Here is a 21,724-nt window from a genome sequence, read left to right on the forward strand (position 1 = left end):
CGCCTTGCGCGCAGGCGCCGCGCGCTTGGCGGCCCGCCGCGGCGCTCGCGCCGCCGGCTGCGGTCTTTGCCCCTGCAGCACGTGCACGTAGCCCTGCCACGCCAGTATGGCGCCGATCACCAGCACGAAGATCCCGCCGATGATCATGGCGTTGGCGTTGGTGGCGAAGCCCGTGCCCAAGGTTCGCACCTGGCTCGGCAGCAAGATGCGGAACAGGCCGCCAAGGACCCCGAGCCAGCCGAGAACGGTGATGATGACCCGCCAGTCCTGCGTCCACACATTATGGGCGTTGACGATGGCAAGCCCGGCCAGCAACGTCAAAATGCCGGCGAGATAGATCAGCGAGAGATTGCTCAGAAACTCTTGCGACAACTTGCTGACGGTCTCGTGCTCGATGACCATGCCAAGCCCCATGATCAGCAATATGGGACCCATCAGTCGGGCGATATATCTCGATGTGCTCATGAGCCCTTCCTCCCAGTTTTCAGCCCGTTTCCGACGAACGCTAGAAAGACAGAAAGCTCCTCGCGAGGGTTGGCGGCAACAGGCGCCGGCGCTCCCCTTTCGAGCGCCGCTGATCGCGAGATCCGACTTTTACTGTTGGCGACAAACGCTGGCGACGGGGCGCCCTTCCCGGTCTAGCCGGACCCTCCCACGACGCCCTCATGTGCCCTAATCTGAAGCCGATCAGCCAGGAACGCAAGTCATGGCCGGCCAAGCTCAAGATTGTCGCCGAGCGCCCGAAGGATTGAGCCCGGCAGCGCCGTCGAACCGTGGTTTTTTCGCCGGTTTGTTCCGGTCTAGCCTCCGGGAATCCGAGGACGTCTTGCGGGCGCCCCCCAAGCAGTTTAAGGCTCGTCATCATTCTGCCGTGCTTCACCTTGATTTGCGGGTCTTGAGGCTACGCCCCGCCCAACTGCGCCAGGCGCGACCGAGGTAGACAACAACGTGAATCAGGACGCATCGACCGACGTGCAGACCAAAGCGGCGACCGTCAACGGCGCACGCCGCCGCCGCTGGGTCATCCTTGGCGTTCTCTTGGCCGCGACGGTCATCGGCGTGCTTGGCTATTGGCGCTATGCCGAGCTCTATCCCTCGACCGACAACGCCTATACCGGCGCCGACATCGTGCGCGTCGCGCCGCAAATCTCCGGCGCCGTGGCCCATGTCTACGTCAAGGACGACGACAAGGTGGCAAGCGGCGATCCCTTGTTCGATCTCGACCCCGCGCCCTACGACGCGGCGCTGCGCAACGCGCGCGCCCAGTTCGATTCCGCCGCCAATTCCGCCGGCACCGCCGCCGACGCACTGAAGAATGCCGCGGTGGCGCTCGAGGAGAAGCGCGCCGCGCTCGATGCGGCGATCGCCAAATACCGCGAGGCCGAGGGGGCGCAGGCCGAGGATGCGCCGCCCTCGCAACAGCTCACCAACTCTCTCAAGGCTTGGCACGACGCGATGCAAGCGTTCGACGAGGCCGCTGCCGCCTTCCGGGCAGAGCAGGACAAGGAGCTCGTCGTCACCACCCCCACCGTGCAGCTTCGCGCCGCCGCGGCCCAGCTCGACAAGGCGACCCAGCACCGGGTGAAGACCTATATCAACGCGCCGGCGAGCGGCTTTGTGTCGAACGTGCGGCTGCGGCCGGGCTCCGTGGTTCAGGCCGGCACGCCCGCCTTCGCCGTCATCGAGGACGGCGATTGGTGGGTGGACGCGAACTTCAAGGAGACCGATCTTGCCCGCATCAAGCCGGGCCAGCCGGCGACGATCCGCCTCGACATGTATCCGGGCGTGAAGCTCGAGGGCGTGGTCGAGAGCATCAGCGCCGGCTCCGGTGCCACGTTCTCCGTTCTGCCGCCGGAGAACGCGACCGGCAACTGGGTCAAGGTCACCCAGCGTTTCCCGGTACGCGTCATGATCACGAGCGAAGCTGACCCCGATAGACCCTTGCGCGTCGGCGCCAGCGCCGATGTGACCGTCGACACCACCAAAGGCGCGCAATGAGCCGCCAGGACGGCGCGGGCGGCAAAGGTCGAGGCAGAAAGCCCCCTACGAAGCGGAAGACTCCTCCGCCACCTCCACCCCCGCCGCACCCGGAATTCCAGCGTCCGCCCGTGGCGCTCGTCGTCGCCGTGGTGCTCACCGCGGTGCTCGAAGTGCTGGACATGACGATCGTCAACGTGGCGATCCCGCATATGCTCGGCGCCTTCGCCGCGACCCCCGACCAGATCACCTGGATCCTCACGTCCTATATCGTCGCCGCCGCCGTGGTGATGCCGCTTACCGGCTACCTGTCCAAGTGGCTCGGCCGCCGGCGGCTCCTGATGCTCTCGATCACCGTGTTCACCGTGTCGTCGGCCATGTGCGGCATGGCCTGGAACCTGGAGAGCATGGTGTTCTTTCGCCTCCTTCAGGGCGTGTTCGGCGCGCCGCTCGTGCCCTTAAGCCAGGCAATCCTGCTCGACGCCTTCCCGCGCGAGAAGCACGGCCAGGCGCTCGCCATCTTCGGTCTCGGCATCATGGTGGCGCCGGTGATCGGACCGGCGCTCGGCGGCTATCTCACCGAGACCTATTCGTGGCGCATGGTGTTCTACATCAACGTGCCGATCGGCATCGTCGCCCTGATGCTGGCCATCGGCCATTTGCCCAAGCGGCCCATCGCCGACATCAACACCGACTGGGTCGGTATGGGCCTTCTGGTGCTGGCGGTCGGCGCCATCCAATACGTGCTCGACCAGGGGCAGACGCGCGACTGGTTCAACTCCAAGGTCATCGTCGTCGGCACCATCATCGCGGTATTCGGCACCGCCGCCTTCTTCCTCAGAGGCTGGAACAAGCCGGACAACATCATCGACCTGTCACTGCTGAGGGACCGCAACTTCGTCGCCGGCACGCTCGCCATCACCGCCTACGGCATCAGCCTCTATGGCTGGATGGCGATCATGCCGCTGTTCAGTCAGCGGCTGCTCGGCTACCCGCCGGACGTGGCCGGCACTTTGTTCATCCCCCGCGCCCTCATCAGCGCCGTCACCCTGGCGGTCACCGGCGGCATTCTCGTGCGCATGTTCGACGCGCGCTATCTCGTCGCGGCCGGCCTCGTCCTGACGGCGCTCGGCACGTTTCCCATGGCGTATTTCTCGCTCTATGTCGATTTCTGGGGCATCGCCACGCCAGGCATGATCGCCGGCATCGGCTCAGGCCTGTTCTTCGTGCCGCTGACCGCCGTGGCTTTCGGCAGCATCCCCAACGCCAAGTATGACGAGGCGTCGGGCATCTACGCGCTGATGCGCGGCATCGGTGGCTCGGTCGGCATCGCCGTGGTCAGCTGGCTGTTCGTGCGTCAGGCGCATATTCATTTCGCCGAACTCACCGCCCACATCACGCCGTTCAACTATAATCTCGTGCCCTATCTCGCCGAGCGCGGGCTCACCCCTTATTCGCCGGAAGCGGGCCCGGCGATCGGCCATGAGATCGCGCGCCAAGCGCAGATGCTCGCCTTCAACGACATCTTCTGGTTCATCGCCGTCGTCACCCTCGCCATCATTCCGCTTCTCTTCCTGATGAAGCGGCCGGAAAAGGTGCAGCTCGTCCCGGCCGAGTGAAGGCCCGGAACGCGCAGGTCGGAGAGAGTTGAACTACCAGCAGACCTTGGCGCCCGACGTGCACACCGACGGTGACACCACGCCCGACCAGCAGATCGTGTGGGACTTCGAGGTGACGATGTCGGGCTTCTGGTAGAGGTTGGGGCTGACGCTGCCGCGCCAATAGGGCTGTGGCGTCGCGCGCATGGCGCTGACGCTGATCGCTCCCAATCGCTTCTGAGTCTTGAACTCGGCGACCGCTTGCGCAAGGGCGTTCTGCGCCCGGCTGACCGCCGTTTGCCGATCGAACCCATCCGCGGTACCGGACAACCCGACGCAGCCCGCCTGTGCCGGCGTGCCTAGAGCCACGCATAGCCCGGCGGCAGTCACTGCCAGCCCAAAGACACGCAAGAACGACCTCATTGGAACGCCTCCTTCGCCTAGCCAGAGTGATAAGATTATCGCGGCGGCGAGAGCGCTTTCCAGCGTCTTGCCGACGCCGTCAAAGGGTTCCGGCCAGCCTGTTACCTTTGTGCCACAGTCGGGCGCCATTTTGGCACGAAATGAGTTTTCCACTGCCGGGCCCTCCTGGACCGGCGAGACGGGGGGAAAGCCGGGGATGGCGGCAAAGCTGGTCCTGGTTACGGGCGCTTCGAGCGGCATCGGCGAGGCCACGGCCAAGCGCTATGGCGGGGCCGGCGCCCATGTTCTGCTGCTCGCCCGCAACGCCGAGCGCCTCTATGGGGTCGCCCACGCCATCCGCGAGGCCGGCGGCACCGCCACCGCCTTCCCCATCGACCTTGCCGCCTCGGAGGCCTTCAAGGACCTGGCCGGGCGGATCGAAACCGACATCGGCACCCCCGACATCGTCGTCAACAACGCCGGCGCCGGCCGCTGGCTGCCCCTCCTCGACACCACGCCCCACGATGCCAGGGCCATGATCGACGTGCCCTATCTTGCGGCCTTCAACGTAACCCGCGCCTTTGCGCCGGGAATGATCGCCAGGGGAAACGGCAGCCTCGTCTTCATCGCCTCGCCCGCCTCCTATCTCGCTTGGCCCAACGCTTCCGCCTATATCGCCGCGCGCCGCGCCGTGGCCGGCTTCGCCGAGGCGCTGCAAAGCGAGCTGAGGCGCACCGGCGTTACGGTCACTTTGGTCGTGCTCGGCACTGTCGACACCCCCTATTGGGAGCACAATCCCGGAAGCCTCGAGAACGTGCCCAAGACCGACCCAAGGTTCATGCCCACCGTCACCCCGGATCAGGCAGCCAAGGCCATTATGGACGGCGCGGCGCAAGGCAAGGCCTTCGTCGTGAAGCCCGCCATCTACCGCGCGCTGTTCGTGATGAACGCCCTGTTCCCGAACTTCGTCGCCAGCCAGCTCCGCCGCGCCGCCAAGCAGGCGAAGGCGCCTTTGTAAAACTGACATGGTGACGCCCATAGAATGGGCAGGCTTGCGCGATCCTTCCGAGGCCGGACATCGCGCAGGCCCCCGAGGGGATGCCATGCGCCGCCTGCTGCTGCCCTTCACCCCCCGCTATATCGTCCTTACGCTCGCGGTGGCGGGCCTCGCGCTCTGCCTCGCGCTCGCTTGGCGCTACCCTCAAGCCCATCTCCACTTATCGCTGCCGATCGCCGTGTTCGGTTTTCTCGCCGGCGTCGGCGTGCACGATCTGATCCAGACCAAGCACGCCATCCTGCGCAACTACCCGATCGCCGCCCATATCCGCTTCATGCTCGAGCACATCCGTCCCGAGCTTCGCCAATATTTCTTCGAGAACGAGAAGGACGGCATGCCCTTCCCGCGCGACAAGCGGGCCATCGTCTACCAGCGCGCCAAGAAGGCGCTCGACACCCGCCCGTTCGGCACTCACTACGACGTCTACCGCGAGCATTATGAATGGCTGCACCACTCCATGGCGCCGAAGGCGCCATCGGGCGAGCTGTTTCGGGTCACGGTGGGCGGTCCTGGCTGCGCGCAGGCCTACTCGGCGTCGGTGCTCAACATCTCCGCCCTGAGCTTCGGCTCGCTGTCGGCCAACGCCATTCGCGCGCTGAACAAAGGCGCCAAGCTCGGCGGCTTCGCCCACGACACCGGCGAGGGCGGCGTCAGCCCCTACCATCGGGAGCATGACGGTGATCTCATCTGGGAGATCGGCTCGGGCTATTTCGGCTGCCGCAACGAGCACGGCTCGTTCTCGCCCGAGAAATTCACTGCGCAAGCGTCGTCGCCGCAGATCAAGATGATCGAGCTGAAACTGTCGCAAGGCGCCAAGCCAGGTCATGGCGGCGTATTGCCGGCGGCGAAGGTATCGGCCGAGATTGCCCGCATCCGCCATGTGCCGATGGGCCAAGACTGCATTTCCCCGCCGCACCATTCGACGTTCTCGACGCCGGTCGGCCTGATGGAGTTCATCGCCGAGCTGCGCCGCCTCTCCGGCGGCAAGCCGACCGGCTTCAAGCTCTGCGTCGGCCATCCGTGGGAGTTCCTTGCCGTGGTCAAGGCGATGCTCGCGACCGGCATCACACCGGATTTCATCGTCGTTGACGGCACGGAAGGTGGCACCGGTGCCGCCCCCCTCGAATTCATGGATCATCTCGGCATGCCGCTCAGGGACGGGTTGACCTTCGTCCATGCGGCGCTGGTCGGCGCCAATCTGCGCGACAAGATCAGGCTCGCCGCCTCCGGCAAGATCACCTCGGCGTTCGACATGGCGCGGGTCATGGCGCTCGGCGCCGATTGGTGCAACGCCGCGCGCGGCTTCATGTTCGCCGTGGGCTGCATCCAGTCGCAGCAATGCCATACCGACCGCTGCCCCACCGGCGTCGCCACCCAGGACAAGACCCGGCAACGCGCTCTGTTCGTGCCGGACAAGGCGGCGCGCGTGGCGAGCTTCCACAAGGAGACGGTGAAGGCGCTCGGCGAATTGATCGCCGCCGCCGGCCTCGATCATCCGCGCGAGTTGCGCACGCACCACTTCGTGGCCCGCAAGGCGGACTGCACCGTCACCTTCATGGAGCTTTATCGCGGGCTCGAGCCCGGCGAGCTTCTCGCCGGCACCGACGATCCGCGCTTCCGCGAGGATTGGGCAATGGCCTCCGCCGAGAGCTTCGCGCCGCGGCGCGAGCACGCGCCCCTGCCGGCCCCTGCCCTTGCCGCCGAATAGCCGATCTTACTGGATGCGCATCGTAGCCTAGAGCTTGGCCGAGCCGAGGCACTGGCTCTCGGTCTTGCTCCAGAACAGGCCGCCTTGGCCCTGATAGTCGACCACGGTCTGGCTATTGATGTCCTTGGAGATGATGTAGTTGCGGATGGCGGCGAGCCCGCTCGCCGAGAGTCGCAGCCGCCGCAAGGCGCAACAATTGGCGGCAATCTCGTTGCGGTTGCCGGCGTGATGGCAGCACTCGTGGGCCCTGACGAAGCTCTTGAAATAGCCCGGCGCGCTAGCGTAGCGGCTGTAATAGATGATCACCGGCCGCCCCGTCTTCGGATCGTGCGTCGCCTCGGCGATGAACCGCCGCGGATGGCTGACCCCCGTGCGGTAGATCTCCTGCACGGTCTGGCGTTGCTTGGTCTTGATGTTGGTGCCGGTGCACGCCGCCGCCGCGACGGGCGCCGCCGCAACCAGAATGATCGCTAGGATCGCCACGCATGACCGCATGCGATGCTCCTCCCGGCACGAACTCTAGTCCCTTGCGTGCCTGAGTCACCGCAGCGGTCCGCTGTCGGTTAACGATGCTCTTCCGCGTTCGCTGCGATTAGCTCTTTATTGAAGCAGGCGAGCGCCGTGACCTGGCTCGCCCAGCCGACGATCTTGCTGCGGTCGTGCGGATTGACGACGGGCAGCCGCTCGGCGCCGAGAATGTCGAACCGGCGGAGCGCCGTTTCCAGCGTCTCGTCCGATTGCAGCGCGCGGTCACGCTCGCCCTCGGGCAGGATGTCTGACTCGCCCTTCGCTAGCTTCTGCATGAAGTCGGCGACCCGCACGTCCTTCATCAGCATGCGGTGAGGCCCTCCGTGCAGCATGACGCCGCGCAGTTCGAGCTGCGCCTGGAAGAAGGAGCGGCCGAGGATCGCCTGGCTGATGCCGTTCGAGATCGCCACGGTGAGGAGGAGCGCGAGGCTGAGGGCGAAGCCGCCGGTCAGCTCGAACACCATCACCGTGGTCGAGATCGGCGCGCCAAGCACGGCGGCGGCGACCGCGCCCATGCCGAGAATGGCGTAGAGCCCCTCGCTAGAGCCGACCTCGGGAAACGCAGCTGCGGCGATCAGCCCGAACGCGCCGCCGGTCATGGCGCCGAGATAGAGCGCCGGCGAGAACACCCCGCCGCCGAAGCGCGAGCCGAGCGCAATCGCCGTCGCCGCCGTCTTGGCGAAGATCAGGGTGAGCATTAAGGCGATGGGCAATTGGCCCTTGAGCGCGGCGTCGGTCGAATCGTAGCCCACGCCGAGCACTTCGGGAAACCAGATGGCCATGATGCCGATCAGGAGACCGCCCACGACGGGGCGGGCCACCAGCGGCATGTTGACGTGGCGCGCCACCCAGTCGGTCGCCAGCACCGCGACCTGGAACAGCACCGCGACCGCCGCCGCGACGATGCCGAGCAGCACGAAGGCCGGCACTTCGAGATAAGAGGTGATGCTGTACGCCGGCACGATGAAGGCGGCGACGTTGCCGAACCACGCCTGCGACAGAATGGTGGCCACCACGGAGGATAGAACGAGCGGCACGAAGGTTCTGATGGCGAACTGGCCGAGAATGACTTCCTGCGCGAACAGCACACCCGCGATCGGCGCATTGAACGAGGCGGCGACGGCGCCCGCCGCGCCCGACGCCAGCAACGTGCGCCGCGCGTCGTCCGACAGGCGCAAGCGCGTGAAGGCCGCGGCGGCGATGGTGGCGCCGAGATGGACGATCGGTCCTTCGCGGCCGGCGCTGGCGCCGGAGCCTAACGACAGCGCGCTCGCCACCGCGCTCAAGAGCCCCTGGCGGAGACTAAGCCCTCGGCCGGCATTAACCTGCGCCTCCATGACGTCCGGCACCGCGCCTGTCCGCCTGGCTGACAGCAAATAGCGCAGCATGAGCCCGACCAGGAGGCCGCCGACCGCCGGCGCCAGCATGACCACCCACCAGGGCTGCGCCCTGGCGGCTTGCGCCACGTTCTCCGACATGTCTTGCAGCCACGGCCACTGGAAGACGCCAATGGCGAGGCGGAACAGGATGGCGGCGACGCCAGTGGCGAGCCCGATGAACGGCGCGAGCAGCCACACCAGCGGTTGCCGGCTCTCATGGAATTGCTTGAGATTGGGGATGGTCCAGTGCCTGGCCGTGGCCAGAAGCCTCGCAGATCTCAGCGCCATTCGCTCTCCGGTAAGGCCGGCTTAGGGTTTAGGCCTTCCTGCTTATCGCAGCCGCGGGCGAACTATGGCAACCTCTGCTTGCGAAAACCTAAGCGCGAGCCCGCCTGGACGAGCATTGGCCATGAGCAGCGACCGCATCCTGCACGCAGCCTGTTGTTGCCGCGTCATCGCCGCTTCTCTCTGCCTCGGCCTTTGGCTGCTCTCGGCAGTAACCACCGCAAAGGCCGAGCCGAGCGCCGCCGAACAGAGCACCGCGCAGGCGCTCGACAAGCTGCGCGACGATCCCTTGCGCTTGCACGAGTTCCTGTTCCGGATGCCGAAGGGCGCCGACCTCCACAGCCATCTGCACAGCGCCGTCTACGCCGAGACGCTCATCGCCGACGCCGTCGACGACGGCCTCTGCATCGACCCTGCCTCGAAGTCCTTCGCCAAGGCTCAACCGGTCGCAGCAGGAGCGGGGCAAGGCCCCGTCTGCGAGCAAGGCGACGTTCCAGCCGCCACCGTCTACCAGGATCAGGACCTCTACAACGCGCTGATCGACGCCTTCTCCATGCGCGGCTTCGTTCCTTCCGAAGGCGAGACCGGGCACGATCATTTCTTCGGCGCGTTCCAGAAGTTCGGCGGCACCAACCCAAGCCACACCGGCGAATGGCTCGACGAGGTGGCGGCCCGCGCCGCGCGGCAGAACCTGCAATATCTCGAGCTGATGGCGACGCCCACCTGGCACCGCCTCAACGACATCACTAAGGATGTCGCCTGGCGCGACGACCTCGCAAGCTTGCGCGACGAGCTGCTGGCCAAGGGCCTCGCCGGCGACATTCCCGCCGCCCGCGCCTTCTGGGATCAGGCCGAGGCCACGCGGAACGCGCGCGGGGACTGCGAAGCGCTGGAGGCGTCCCCCGCCTGCAACGTCGAACTCCGCTACATCTACGAGGTATTCCGCTCGACACCGAAGGAACTCGTGTTCGCCCAGGCCCTGTTCGGCTTCATGCTCGCCGCCGCCGACCCGCGCGTGGTGGCGATCAACTTCGTCGGCGAGGAAGACGGCCATACGGCGATGACCGACTATGCCGAGCACATGCGCATGGTCGGTTACTTGCGCGATCTCTATCCCGACGTTCATGTCAGCCTGCATGCGGGCGAGCTCGCGCCAGGCCTCGTGCCGCCGGAGGGGCTCTGCTGCCATATCCGCCTCGCCGTGGAGCAGGCGCGCAGCGACCGCATCGGCCACGGCGTCGATATCATGTATGAGGACGCGCCTTATGAGCTGATGAAGCTGATGGCCGACCGGGGCGTGCTGGTGGAGATCAACCTCACCAGCAATGCGGACGTGCTCGGCGTGAGCGGCAAGCATCACCCCTTCCCCATCTACCGCGCCTTCAAGGTGCCGGTGGCGCTGTCGACGGACGACGCCGGCATCGAACGCATCGACCTGACCCATGAATATGTGCGCGCGGTGGAGACCTACGGTCTCTCCTACGCCGATCTGAAAGAGATGGTCCGCAACAGTCTCGAATTCGGCTTCCTGTCGGGCACGAGCCTTTGGGCCGAGGGGCGCGGCTACACAACCGTTGCCCCGGCTTGCGCCGGTGACGCGCTCGGGGCGGAGGCGCCGTCGCAAGCCTGCGCGGCCTTTCTCGAGGGGAGCGAGAAGGCGACGCAGCAATGGGGCCTCGAATGGCGCTTCCGCGCCTTCGAGGCAAGTCATTGAGCCGACACGCCGGCGACGAACCCTGGTCTTACTAGGGCCCAATTATTGGGCTTTCTCGGAGACCATGAGTCGTTCCGCGCGCGGAAACCGGGCAGAACATCTGCGATGGAGGGAAGACGATGATGCGCGTTTCGATGCTTGCGGCCCTGTTGCTGGCGGTCGCCGTGCCTGCCTACGCGGAAGGACCAGTCAAGAGCGCGGTGCAAGGAACCGTCCAGGGCACCAAGGAAGTTGGCGAAGGCGTCGTTCAAGGCGCGGGCCAGGCCGGCAAGGGCGTCGCTCAAGGCACCGTTGGCGTCGCCAAGGGCACCGCCACCGTCGCCAAGAAGACCGGCAAGGGCGCGTGGTGCATCATCACCCTCGGCTACGGCTGCTAGGCTCGTCGACAACCACCAACAGTCAGATTTAGGCGGAGCGCTCCGCGTGCTCCGCCATCACACGCTGCGGTCCGCCTTCCGGCATTTCCGGGAACGTGGGCAGGCTGGGGTCAAGCTGCGCCCAGGAGGGCGCACGGCTGGCGAAGACAATCATTTGCGGCCTGGCGACCTCCAGATCATCGAGACTGGAGGCGCGCGGGAACACGACGCCCGGCATGGCCGAGTTCGTTGAGTAGATCGGCGAGCCGCATTTGGGGCAGAAGCCACGGCTCACGATATTGCCGCTGTTGGCGGGGTGATCGTAGAACTTGACCTCGCCCGACACCGTGAACGCATCCGCCTGACTGACGATATGGGTGCAGTGGTCAGTTCCGCTCGATTTGCGGCAGTCCTCGCAGTGGCATTGCCCGACCACCTGCGGATCCGCCGTGCTCCGATAGCGGACTGCGCCACACAAGCAACCGCCGGAAAATCCCTGTTCCGTAATTTGGGCCATGACTCCCTCCTCGCAACCTGCCCCAACGCTGGGCAAAGGCTAGCGAAGTCTATTGTAGATTGCAAGTCACAAGTGACATAATCGAAGTCGCATGATTCGAGATCCACGCTCCGGCTGCCCCATCGCCACGACCCTCGATATCGTCGGCGACCGGTGGACGCTTGTCGTCTTGCGCGATCTCCTGGTCGGCAAGAAGCGCTTCTCCGAATTTCTCGCTTCACCCGAAGAAATCGCCACCAACGTGCTGACGGACCGGCTCGCTCTTCTGGAGGAGGCCGGGCTCGTCACCAAGACGCCTTACCAGCTTCGCCCGAAGCGTTACGAATTCAGCCTGACCAAGAAGGGCGAGGCGCTGCTGCCGACCCTTCAGGCAATGTGCCGGTGGGCGAACCGCTTCATTCCCGGCACGTGGACGCCGCCGGAGAGCTTCATGCGGCGGAAGGTCAAATAGGGCCTGTCTAGCACTTATTGTGCATCGCACAACAACCCTTGACGTCTATTGTGCAGTGCAATATATGCATCCCCATGAATAAGCCCCTAAGCCACCATTTTGAAAGGATTCCCAACATGTTGGAGCCATTCCAGAAGGCCAGTGCAGACTTCCAGAAAGCGAGTACCGACGGCCACGACGCCATGCTCCGTTCCTATGAGGAGCTCAACAAGGGCTTCCAGGCGATCGGCGCCAGAGTGACCAACTATTCCAAGCAGGCCTTCGAGGATGCCACCCGCACCTTCGAGAAGCTGCTCGGCGCCAAGTCGCTCGAGCACGCCGTCGAGATCCAGGCGCAGTACGCCAAGAAGGCCTACGACACCTGGGTCGCCGAGGCGACGAAGATCACTGAGCTTTACACCTCGGTCGCGCGCGAGGCCTACAAGCCCGTCGAGAAGGCGGTGACGAAGAGCGCGTCGTAAGCCGCGCCTCCATCGCCGGGGGCCAAAAGACCCGGGGCTCCCTCCTCCCCGGGTCTTTTTTTGCAAGCATCAACTTGGCGCGATCGCCTCACGACGCGAGCTTGAGCTTCGCCTCCTCGCGCTCCTCGGCCGTTTCGCCCATGGTGCGCATCTCGGGTTCGGCGCCGGCGCACGGCCCGAACTTCTTGAGCAGCCGCCGCATATAGCGCCGGAAGCGCAAATGCTGGATCTCGAATTTGTGCCACGGCGTGTCCTGGTACTTGATGCCGTGGCCGATGTCGGGATTGGCGTCACGCTTCAGTTTGCGGAACCAGTCGGCGCGGCGCTGGTCCTCCTCCTGCGCCAAAAGGAACGCCGCAATCAGCCGCGCCTGATAGTCGGCGATCTGCCACACGCCGCCCTCCGCCGGCTCGAACAGGCCGACGACGAAGAGATCGTCCCACTCGCGGTGAAAGGTGTGGATGAAGAGCTTCGAGTTTCCTTTTTCGTCGAGCACGTAGGCGTCGTCCATGAACGGGAAGTTGACGCGGAATCCCGTCGCCCAGATCAGCAGATCGATTTCCTCCGAGGTCTCGTCGGCGAAGTAAACGCGTTTGCCCTCGAGCCGCTCGATGCCCGGCTTGGTCGCGATGCGCCCGTGCACGATGTGGTCGAGATAGGTGGTGCAGGCGGTGGGGTGCGCCTCGAACAGCTTGTGGTCCGGTTTCGGCAGGCCGTAGCGTTCATGGGAGCCGATCAGGATCCACATGCCGAGCTTGTAGACCGCATACATGAAGCGGCGCGGCAGCGGTAAATGGCTCAGACGGTCGATGACGGCGTCGGTCGGCTTGCCGAACAGCATCTTGGGGAAGAAATAGTAGGACCGGCGCATCGAGTGGATGGCCGTCGCGCCGTCGAGCGCCGCGTCCGACAGGATGTCGACGGCGGAATTGCCGGCGCCGACCACGAGCACTCGCTTTCCCTTGAGCTGATCCTTCGACTTCACGTCATGCGAGTGCAGCATCTCGCCGTCGAACCGGCCGGGATAGTCCGGCAGGTGGGGATGCCAATGATGGCCGTTAGCGACGATGAGTCCGGCATAGAGGCGGGGTTTGCTCTCGCCCTCGATGGTGACGCGCCAGCCGTCCGGCCCGCGTTCGGCCCAAGTCACCCGCTTGTTGAAGGTGACGCGGTCGTAGATGCCGTATTCCGTGGCATAGGCGCGCAAATACTCCTGCGCCTGCGCCGCGCTCACATAATACGGCATCTCGTCCGGGAACTTGAAATCGGGGTAGCGCGACAGCTTCTTGGACGAGTTGAGGTGGGTCGAGCCGTAGACGGCATGGGGGCTGTCCGGGTTCCAGATGCCGCCGATGTCGCTCTCCGCCTCGAAGCAATCAAAGGCGATGCCCCGCTCGGCGAACGTCTTGGCCACGGCGAGGCCGCAGGCGCCCGCCCCGATGATACAGTAACGCTCCACGGACCCTGTTAACCTCCGCTCCGGCCTGTCCGGGCGAGACCTAAGCACTCCCCCTTTTCGGCATCAACCCAAACCATCCTTGTTGCGCCTCATTGATCTGCGTCAATTGCTTGCAGGCCGGCGGCCTCCTCTATGGGGGCTTCCGGTCTTGTGCTAGGGGCCTAGATTCGCCGGCACATTCGGCTATGGTCTTGCGCCGCGACGAGTTGGGGGGACTTTATGGACATCCAGCAGGACGTCACCATCAAGAGTTGGGACGGCACCTGGACCTATCACCCGCATGTGCGCGCGACGCCCGAAAGCGTCGAGGACCTGGTCGAGATCATGACCGACCCGGTGCGCTTCCCCTCGCCCGTGCGCCCAGCCGGCTCCATGCATTCCACCGCGCGCATGAACGGCGACGAGGGCGGCACCATGGTCGACATGAAGGCCATGAACCGCATCTTGCACTTCACCGACGACACGGTCACGGTGGAGGCCGGCGTCACGCATATGCAGCTGGCCAATGCGCTGAAGGAGCGCGGACTCCAGCCTTACATCACCACCGAGATCGGCAACGTTACCCTCGCCGCCATGGCCTGCGCCGCCACCAAGGACTCATCCTTTCCCGGCGGCTTCGGCCAGGTCAGCTCCTACGTGACGGCGGTGCGCCTGGTCACGCCGCAGGGCGAGATCCGCGAGATCAGCGAAGTCGACAATCCGAAGGAGATGCAGATCATTCGCTCGAGCTACGGGCTGTTCGGCATCATCTTCGAGGTGACCATCAAGGTCCGGCCGACCACCGCCATGTCGGTGCGGCACTACTCGCTTTCGATCGAGAACTTCCGCAAGTTCTTCCCGATCTACCGCGCGCGCGGCTACGCCGTGATGTATTACATCTTCCCTTACGCGAAGCGCGTGCTGGTCGAGCTGCGCAAGGACAATCCCGAGGCCAAGCCGAGATCGAAATATCGCTGGCAGTACCGCAACCGCTTCTGGCGAAAATACGCGCCGGCCGTGGCGCTGTGGATTCAGCACACCATTCCGAACGTCAAGCTGCGGCGCATGGTCGAAGACTTCCACTTCTACCTGCTCCGCCAGCTGCTCGTCTGGTTCGTGCGCTCGGAGCGCACCTGGCCGCACGCGCAGATCATCAACTACCCGCGCGATCCCGGCGAGAACAAATATCTGTTCAGCATGTGGGCGTTCCGCGAGGGCGGCTATTTCGACATTCTCGAAGAGTATTGCGACTTCTGCATCGCCTACGAGCAGCACACCGGCTATCGCTGCAACCTGCCGAGCGTCGGCTACGCCATCGCCCGCGATGTCGAGGCGATGTTCTCCTATAGCTGGGAGGGCGCCACCTTGAGCATCGACCCGGCCTCGACCGGCGGGCCCGAGTGGGAGGAATTCCTGCATGCTTACAATGACTTCTGTAGCGAGCGGCGCGGCGTGCCGCTGTTCAACCAGACCCCGTTCCTGACCCGTGAGCAGGTGCGCCGCGCCTTCGGCGCGCGGTTGCAGCAATTCGCCGCGCGTCGCAAGGAGGTCGATCCCAAGAACCGCATGCTCGATTCTTATTTCCGCGAGCTGCTGTCGTAAGGGGCAACCGGCCTACGCGCCCATTGCCTTGATGAACCGGCGCACCACCGGGAAAGACAGCGCCCGCGGCAGGTCGCGCACGGTCTTGAGGAAGCCCTCGACCTGCATCGGGAAGGCGATCTCGTAGGGCCGCTTCGGCAACTTCTCCAGGATCTTCCGCGCGCAGCGCTCCTTGGTCATGACGAACAGCTTCTTCTTCGGGTCGTAGGCGGCGTTCAGCGGCGTGTCGACAAAGCCCGGATTGATGACGGTCACGTCGACTCCGGTACCGTGCAGCTCGAGCTTGAGGCTCTCGGCGAGATTGATCACCGCCGCCTTGCTCGCACCGTAGCTGCCGTTGCCCGGCCAGCCGGCATAGCCGAACAGCGAGCCCATGATGGCGAGATGACCTTGGTTCCGAGCGAGCATCGCCGGCAGCGCCGCGGCGACGCCGTTGATCACGCCGTCGACGTTGAGCGCCATGCTTCTGTGAAAACCGTCGAGGTCGATATTGCGGACATCGAACGGCGCGTACATGCCGGCGCCGAGCAGCGCGAGATCGATCGGCCCCAGCTCCGCCTCGATCTTGGCGACCGCCGACCTCAGCTCCTCCGGCTTCAGCACGTCGGCTGGATAGGCCTTGATGTGTTCGCTCGACGCGGCGAGCGCATCGAGGCGCCCGCTCGGCCGCGCCGTGGCGGCGACGGTCACACCGGCGGCCGCCAGCCTGCGCGCGATCTCGCCGCAGATCGCGCCTGACGCGCCGGTGATCCACACCACCCTCCAGGGATATTTCGCTTCGGCCATGTCGGTCCTCTAGTCCACAAAGGGATCGTGCACGAGAATGGTATCCTCGCGCTTGGGGCTGGTCGACAGGAGCGCCACCGGCACCTCGATCAGCTCCTCGAGACGGCGCACATATTTAATGCACTGCGCCGGCAGCTCGGCCCACGACCGCGCGCCGCGCGTCGACTCCGTCCAGCCTTCCATCGTCTCGTACACGGGCTCGATCCTCGCCTGAGCGCCTTGCGCGGCGGGCAGGTAATCGAGCGGAGCGCCGTCCAGCGTGTAACCGACACAGATCTTGAGCGCGGGCAGGTTGTCGAGCACGTCGAGCTTGGTAAGCGCGATGCCGTTGATGCCGCCCACCTTGCAGGTCTGGCGCACGAGGCAGGCGTCGAACCAGCCGCAGCGCCGCGCACGGCCCGTCACCGTGCCGAACTCCTGGCCGCGCTCGCCCAGCAGCTTGCCCGTCTCGTCGGTGAGCTCGGTGGGGAACGGTCCCTCCCCCACGCGCGTCGTGTAGGCCTTGGTGATGCCGAGCACGTAGTTGATGGCGCCGGGGCCCAGCCCTGAGCCGGTCGCGGCTTGCGCCGCCACCGTGTTGGACGAGGTGACGAATGGATAGGTGCCATGGTCGATGTCGAGCAGCGCCCCTTGCGCGCCCTCGAACAGGATGCGCTTCCCGGCTTTCCGCTCCGCGTCGAGCAGCGCCCACACCGTATCGACATAGGGCAACACTTTTGGCGCGATCGCCGTCAGCTCGGAGCAAAGCTGATCGGCGCTGATCTCCGGCTCACCCAGCCCGCGGCGCAGCGGATTGTGGTGCGCGAGGATGCGTTCGATCTTGGGCTTGAGGCTCGGCAAATCGGCAAGGTCCAAGACGCGCACGGCGCGGCGGCCGACCTTGTCCTCGTAGGCAGGCCCGATGCCGCGCTTAGTGGTGCCGATCTTGCCCTTGCCGGCCGCGGCCTCGCGCAGCGCATCGAGCTCACGGTGGAGCGGCAGGATCAGGGTCGCATTCTCGGCGATGCGCAAATTGTCGCGGCCGATCGCGACACCGAGCTTCTCGATTTTCTCGATCTCTTCGGCGAGCGCCCACGGGTCGACCACGACGCCGTTGCCGATCACCGCGAGCTTGCCCTTGCGCACCACACCGGACGGCAGCAGCGACAGCTTATAGGTGGTGCCGTCGACCACGAGCGTATGGCCGGCATTGTGGCCGCCCTGGAAGCGCACCACGACGTCGGCGCGCTCCGACAGCCAATCGACGATCTTGCCCTTGCCTTCGTCGCCCCATTGGGAGCCGACGACCACGACATTGGCCACTGACGAAATCCTCTAGAGCCTGGAAAAAGACGCACAAACGGCCCCGCGGAAGCGCAGGGCCGTGTCCCGTTATAGCGCGGGCCCGCGCCGGATGCGAGCTTTCGCGCGAATATCCGTTAAGGCACCGCGCTGGTCGCTCCCCCCCTTGAGCAGCAAGGGCTTGATCCAGCTATATCCCGTGGCGCTTGTCGGACTTGGCGACGACATCATCGGACACAAATTCGCCTCGCTCAGCCTGCGCGAGTCCCTCGCGGAGGGCATTTCGCGTTCCATCGTCCACGTCCGAGCGCGGGGCACTGGCTAACGCCTGTTTCTCGATGGCAAACGCCCAGTCGAGCCACGGCATCAAGGCCTCGACATCGCTCTGCTCGACCGTCGCCCCCGTCCAGATACGAAGGCCTGCGGGCGCGTGGCGATAGGCGGCGATGTCGAAGGCCACGCCCTCCGCGCCGAGGCGCGCGGCCATGCGCCGCGGAAAGGCGTCGCGCAGCTCCGGCGGCAGCGCTAGCACTTCCGGGTCGACGATCTTGAGGCAGACGGAGGTATTGGAGCGCGTCTCGGGCTTGGCCGCGAGATAATCGGCCCACGGCGTCTCGACCACCCAGCGGGCGATCACGGCGGCATTGGCGTCCGACCGGGCGATGGTGCCCTTGAGCCCGCCGATACCCTCGACGAAGCGGAGCGCATCCATGTAGTCCTCCAGGCACAGCATCGATGGCGTGTTGATGGTGGCGCCCTCGAACAGGTCGTGCATCAGCTTGCCGCCCTTCGTCATGCGGAACAGCTTGGGCAACGGCCAAGGCGGCGTGTAGCTCTCGAGCCGCGCGACGGCGCGGGGCGACAGAATGAGCATGCCGTGCTGCGCCTCGCCGCCCAGCACCTTCTGCCAGGAGAACGTCGCCGCATCGAGCTTCCGCCAATCGATGTCTTGCGCGAACACCGCCGAGGTCGCGTCGCAGATGGTGAGGCCCTTGCGGTCCGCCGCAATCCATTCGGCGTCCGGCACGCGCACGCCGGAGGTCGTGCCGTTCCACGCGAACACCACGTCGCGGTCGAAATCGACTTGGGCAAGGTCGGGCAGCTCGCCATAGGGCGCCACCAGCGCACGCACGTTGGCGAGCTTGAGCTGCTCGACGATATCGGTGACCCAATCCTGGCCGAATGCTTCCCAGGCGAGCACGTCGACCCCGCGCGGGCCGAGCAGCGACCACAGCGCCATCTCCAGGGCGCCGGTATCGGACGCGGGCACCAGCGCCACCCGGTAGTCAGCCGGCAGTTCGAGCAGCGCGTGGGTCTTGCGCAGCGCCGCCTCGATCCGCGCCTTGGTCTCCTTCTGGCGATGATTGCGGCCGAGCAGCGCGCCCTTCAGCGCCGCGACCGACCAGCCTCTGTGCTTGGTGCAAGGTCCCGACGAGAAGCGCGGATTTTCGGGGCGCGACGCGGGCTTAGGTGGCAGGGTCATGGGCAACACATGCTTGTCGGGCACCGAAGCGTCAAGGGCTACAAAACGCAGCCAGTTCATCAAAAAAAGCCGCCCGTCGAAGGGACGGGCGGCAAGGCTAGCAGTCGTGGTGTGGTGGATGGGCTTTACTTGAAGGCGACCGGCATGGGCGCGGCGGTCTGGTGTCCGAGCTTCCAGCGCACGCCGAGCATCAGGTCATGCGAGGTGATGTCCTCGATGTCGAGGCTCCGATAGGAGCTCGAATTGTCGAACGCCGTCACCGTGCCGCTGCGCGCATCGCCGAGATCGGTGTAGCGGTAGGCGAGGTCGAGGGTGACGGACGGGTTCACGTCGTAGGCGAGACCGGCATAGACCGCCCAGGCGAAATTGGTCTCGGTATGATCGGAGGCGTAGAACACGCTGCTGGCTGGCACGTTCACGTCCTTGAGACCGAGCACGGAGACGGAGGCGACGCCGACGCCGCCGCCGATATACGGCGTGATGCACAGATACGTGCCGAGATCGATATAGGCGTTGGCGAGGCCGACCCAGCTCTCGATATCGGCGGTGTATTCGTTGGTGCCGGGCGGGAAGGTGCCGTCGGCATCATTGCTTGCGATACTGAACGTCCCGTTGCCGCCTGGGAACCGGTCCTGGGCGATGAACAGGGACTTGCCCCGATATTCGCCGGTGACGTCGAAGCGGAGCCAAGAGCTCCATTCGTAGCCGATGCCGATGCCGAACAGCGGCGAGCTCTTGATGTCCTTGTGGAACACCTGGAAGTCGTTGAAGGCGAAGAGCTCGGAGTGGATGTTGTCGACGTTCGGGTTGGCGGCGCCGATAAAGCCCTTCAGGTAGACCGGGCCGGTGCAGCCGATGCAAGGCGCTTCCGGCGGCAGCGGTGGCGGCGGCAGGCCGAGATCGGCGGCATAGGCGCCCGCCGTCTGGCCCATGACCAGGGCAAGTCCGATAATGAGTGAGCGAGTCTGTCCCATCTTATTCCCCTTCCTGACTGCAGCCTGGCGATCGACCGCGGACGGTGGAGCTCACGCTGGCTGTCTCGTTTTGGGACTATCGGCGGGAAATGGTTAACGGACCCCTAATCGAAGTCCCAAGGCGGGAACCGCTGTGTCCGCAGGGCAACTAAGTGCAGCGGCCAGCATATCAAGGCATTGAAAAAGAATAGGTTTTAGAAGTTTTCCCATGCCCCGAATTTGCTGGGGCTCGGGCTCGTGGCCGGAACGTCGGGTTGGCCGAGGCGTTTGTCCGGTACTGACGAACGACTGGCGAATCGAGGTGCAAGCAACATCGCGATGACAAAAACCGGAAGCAGCTATGCCCGTCTCGCCTTGATGACCGTCATGATGTTCGTGGCCATGTATATTCTTATGTACGCGATGGTCGACGTCTTCGGAAACGTTCACAATAATCTCAATCAGGTCTACATGGCTGGCCTGATGACTGCGCCGATGGTCGTCATAGAACTTGCTCTTATGGGACGAATGTACGGGAGCAGATCGGTGAACATGGCCATCATGTTGGCCTCCGCGATTACGGCGGCCCTTTTCTTCATCTTCATTAGACAGCAGACGGCGATTTACGACGGCCAGTTCTTGAGATCGATGATTCCCCACCACGCAGGCGCGATCCTGATGTGCGAGGAGGCGCCGCTTCAGGACCCAGAGATCAAGGCGCTATGCGGATCGATCGTCAAAAGTCAGCAGGCCGAGATCGATCAGATGAACGCGATCCTGAGCCGGCTAGGAAAGTAGCCAGTCCGGCTAAGCGGCCGCGGCGTCGGACAGGGCGTGGACGATGTCGGAAACTACGGTCTGAACCAGCCGCTCGTCGTCGCCCTCGGCCATGACCCGAATCACGGGCTCGGTGCCGGAGGGCCTGATGACGAGCCGGCCGGCGTTGCCGAGCTTCGACTTGCCGTCGTTGATCGCCCTCTGGACCCCAACATTATCGAGGGGCTGGCCGTTCTTGTAGCGGACGTTCTCGAGCACCTGCGGCAGGGGCTCGAAGCGATTGCAGACCTCGCTCACCGGCTTGCCGCTCTGGGCCACCACGGCGAGGATTTGCAGCGCCGTGACCAGACCGTCGCCGGTGGTGGAGAAGTCCGACAGCACGATATGGCCCGACTGCTCGCCGCCGACATTGTAGCCGTGCTGGCGCATGTGCTCGACCACGTAGCGGTCGCCGACCGGCGTGCGCGCGAGGCCAAGCCCCAAATCTTCCAGGTAGCGCTCGAAGCCGAGATTGGACATCACCGTGGCGACCACCCCGCCACCGGCGAGCCGACCGCGGCGGAGCCAGAACTCGGCGATCACCGCCATGAGCTGATCGCCGTCGATGATGCGGCCTTTCTCGTCGACGATCACCACCCGGTCGGCGTCGCCGTCGAGTGCGATGCCGATATCGGCGCGCACCTCGTTGACCTTGCGGATCAGCTCCTCAGGCGCGGTCGAGCCGCAATCCTTGTTGATGTTGAGACCGTTGGGATCGACGCCGATCTTGATGACTTCGGCGCCGAGCTCCCACAGCGCCTCCGGCGCCACTTTGTAGCCCGCGCCGTTAGCGCAATCGATCACCGCGCGGATGCCGTCGAAGCGTAAGTTCTTCGGTAGGGTGCGCTTGGCGAATTCGATATAGCGTTCCCGCGCGCTGTCGATGCGGGTGGCGCGGCCGATTTTTTCCGGCATGGCGAGCAGCGCCGAGG

At 65.1% G+C, this 21,724-nt stretch carries 21 protein-coding genes; 10 read left to right on the plus strand and 11 right to left on the minus strand.

Going from position 1 to position 21,724, the window contains the following annotated elements:
- Positions 1 to 465: hypothetical protein (locus ACRECX_RS14915; RefSeq protein WP_431559636.1), on the minus strand; the 465-nt coding region annotated here is incomplete at its 3' end.
- A gap of 483 nt (positions 466 to 948) precedes the next feature.
- Here ACRECX_RS14915 and ACRECX_RS14920 point away from each other — a divergent pair.
- Positions 949 to 1,998, plus strand: coding sequence for an efflux RND transporter periplasmic adaptor subunit (locus tag ACRECX_RS14920; protein ID WP_431559637.1), 1,050 nt, complete (start codon positions 949 to 951; stop codon positions 1,996 to 1,998).
- 110 nt (positions 1,999 to 2,108) lie between these two features.
- Positions 2,109 to 3,596 carry a DHA2 family efflux MFS transporter permease subunit gene (locus ACRECX_RS14925; protein WP_431559638.1) on the plus strand — a complete coding sequence of 496 codons (1,488 nt, stop codon included), beginning with the start codon at positions 2,109 to 2,111 and terminating at the stop codon, positions 3,594 to 3,596.
- A 33-nt stretch (positions 3,597 to 3,629) separates the two neighbouring features.
- On the opposite strand, the gene ACRECX_RS14930 is transcribed toward ACRECX_RS14925, so the two are convergent.
- Positions 3,630 to 3,998 (minus strand): hypothetical protein, encoded by a 369-nt coding sequence (locus ACRECX_RS14930; RefSeq protein WP_431559639.1) that lies wholly within the window; start codon positions 3,996 to 3,998, stop codon positions 3,630 to 3,632.
- 196 nt (positions 3,999 to 4,194) lie between these two features.
- On the opposite strand from ACRECX_RS14930, the gene ACRECX_RS14935 reads away from it, so the two are divergent.
- Together ACRECX_RS14935 and ACRECX_RS14940 are read left to right on the plus strand one after the other, a co-directional pair.
- Positions 4,195 to 4,995, plus strand: a complete 801-nt coding sequence (locus ACRECX_RS14935; RefSeq protein WP_431559640.1) for an SDR family NAD(P)-dependent oxidoreductase — start codon at positions 4,195 to 4,197, stop codon at positions 4,993 to 4,995.
- An 85-nt stretch (positions 4,996 to 5,080) separates the two neighbouring features.
- Entirely contained in the window at positions 5,081 to 6,742 is a 1,662-nt protein-coding gene (locus ACRECX_RS14940; RefSeq protein ID WP_431559641.1) for an FMN-binding glutamate synthase family protein, read from the plus strand.
- Positions 6,743 to 6,769: 27 nt separating this feature from the next.
- On the opposite strand, the gene ACRECX_RS14945 is transcribed toward ACRECX_RS14940, so the two are convergent.
- On the minus strand, positions 6,770 to 7,237 hold the full coding sequence (locus tag ACRECX_RS14945) for a hypothetical protein (protein WP_431559642.1): 468 nt from the start codon (positions 7,235 to 7,237) through the stop codon (positions 6,770 to 6,772).
- Positions 7,238 to 7,305: 68 nt separating this feature from the next.
- Positions 7,306 to 8,937 carry a chloride channel protein gene (locus tag ACRECX_RS14950; RefSeq protein WP_431559643.1) on the minus strand — a complete coding sequence of 544 codons (1,632 nt, stop codon included), beginning with the start codon at positions 8,935 to 8,937 and terminating at the stop codon, positions 7,306 to 7,308.
- A 121-nt stretch (positions 8,938 to 9,058) separates the two neighbouring features.
- Here ACRECX_RS14950 and ACRECX_RS14955 point away from each other — a divergent pair, with 121 nt between their 5' ends.
- Complete coding sequence (locus tag ACRECX_RS14955; RefSeq protein ID WP_431559644.1) at positions 9,059 to 10,648, plus strand: adenosine deaminase family protein; 1,590 nt, start codon at positions 9,059 to 9,061, stop codon at positions 10,646 to 10,648.
- A 119-nt stretch (positions 10,649 to 10,767) separates the two neighbouring features.
- On the plus strand, positions 10,768 to 11,025 hold the full coding sequence (locus tag ACRECX_RS14960) for a hypothetical protein (protein ID WP_431559645.1): 258 nt from the start codon (positions 10,768 to 10,770) through the stop codon (positions 11,023 to 11,025).
- Between the two features lie 28 nt (positions 11,026 to 11,053).
- Here the strand turns inward: ACRECX_RS14960 and ACRECX_RS14965 are convergent, their stop codons facing one another.
- The gene (locus tag ACRECX_RS14965) at positions 11,054 to 11,521 is read right to left on the minus strand and encodes a GFA family protein (RefSeq protein WP_431559646.1); all 468 of its coding nucleotides are present in this window, start codon (positions 11,519 to 11,521) and stop codon (positions 11,054 to 11,056) included.
- 91 nt (positions 11,522 to 11,612) lie between these two features.
- Between ACRECX_RS14965 and ACRECX_RS14970 the strand changes: the two genes are divergently transcribed.
- The gene (locus tag ACRECX_RS14970) at positions 11,613 to 11,972 is read left to right on the plus strand and encodes a winged helix-turn-helix transcriptional regulator (RefSeq protein ID WP_431559647.1); all 360 of its coding nucleotides are present in this window, start codon (positions 11,613 to 11,615) and stop codon (positions 11,970 to 11,972) included.
- A 116-nt stretch (positions 11,973 to 12,088) separates the two neighbouring features.
- The gene (locus ACRECX_RS14975; protein WP_431559648.1) at positions 12,089 to 12,433 is read left to right on the plus strand and encodes a phasin family protein; all 345 of its coding nucleotides are present in this window, start codon (positions 12,089 to 12,091) and stop codon (positions 12,431 to 12,433) included.
- A gap of 88 nt (positions 12,434 to 12,521) precedes the next feature.
- On the opposite strand, the gene ACRECX_RS14980 is transcribed toward ACRECX_RS14975, so the two are convergent.
- Entirely contained in the window at positions 12,522 to 13,892 is a 1,371-nt protein-coding gene (locus tag ACRECX_RS14980; RefSeq protein ID WP_431559649.1) for a flavin-containing monooxygenase, read from the minus strand.
- 219 nt (positions 13,893 to 14,111) lie between these two features.
- On the opposite strand from ACRECX_RS14980, the gene ACRECX_RS14985 reads away from it, so the two are divergent.
- Positions 14,112 to 15,473 carry an FAD-binding protein gene (locus ACRECX_RS14985; protein ID WP_431559650.1) on the plus strand — a complete coding sequence of 454 codons (1,362 nt, stop codon included), beginning with the start codon at positions 14,112 to 14,114 and terminating at the stop codon, positions 15,471 to 15,473.
- A 12-nt stretch (positions 15,474 to 15,485) separates the two neighbouring features.
- Here the strand turns inward: ACRECX_RS14985 and ACRECX_RS14990 are convergent, their stop codons facing one another.
- From ACRECX_RS14990 to ACRECX_RS15005, 4 genes are all read right to left on the minus strand, one after another.
- Positions 15,486 to 16,259 carry an SDR family NAD(P)-dependent oxidoreductase gene (locus ACRECX_RS14990; protein WP_431559651.1) on the minus strand — a complete coding sequence of 258 codons (774 nt, stop codon included), beginning with the start codon at positions 16,257 to 16,259 and terminating at the stop codon, positions 15,486 to 15,488.
- Between the two features lie 9 nt (positions 16,260 to 16,268).
- Entirely contained in the window at positions 16,269 to 17,561 is a 1,293-nt protein-coding gene (locus tag ACRECX_RS14995; protein WP_431559652.1) for an adenylosuccinate synthase, read from the minus strand.
- Between the two features lie 169 nt (positions 17,562 to 17,730).
- Entirely contained in the window at positions 17,731 to 19,023 is a 1,293-nt protein-coding gene (locus ACRECX_RS15000; RefSeq protein WP_431559653.1) for a phosphoserine transaminase, read from the minus strand.
- A 125-nt stretch (positions 19,024 to 19,148) separates the two neighbouring features.
- Positions 19,149 to 19,997: an outer membrane protein gene (locus ACRECX_RS15005; protein ID WP_431559654.1), complete on the minus strand. Its 849-nt coding sequence runs from the start codon at positions 19,995 to 19,997 to the stop codon at positions 19,149 to 19,151.
- 318 nt (positions 19,998 to 20,315) lie between these two features.
- Here ACRECX_RS15005 and ACRECX_RS15010 point away from each other — a divergent pair, with 318 nt between their 5' ends.
- Positions 20,316 to 20,774, plus strand: a complete 459-nt coding sequence (locus ACRECX_RS15010; RefSeq protein ID WP_431559655.1) for a DUF305 domain-containing protein — start codon at positions 20,316 to 20,318, stop codon at positions 20,772 to 20,774.
- A 9-nt stretch (positions 20,775 to 20,783) separates the two neighbouring features.
- On the opposite strand, the gene glmM is transcribed toward ACRECX_RS15010, so the two are convergent.
- On the minus strand, positions 20,784 to 21,724 hold a 941-nt coding region (gene glmM / locus ACRECX_RS15015; protein ID WP_431559656.1), incomplete at its 5' end, for a phosphoglucosamine mutase.

This window comes from Methyloceanibacter sp. (genome assembly GCF_050726195.1).
GTDB lineage: Bacteria > Pseudomonadota > Alphaproteobacteria > Rhizobiales > Methyloligellaceae > Methyloceanibacter.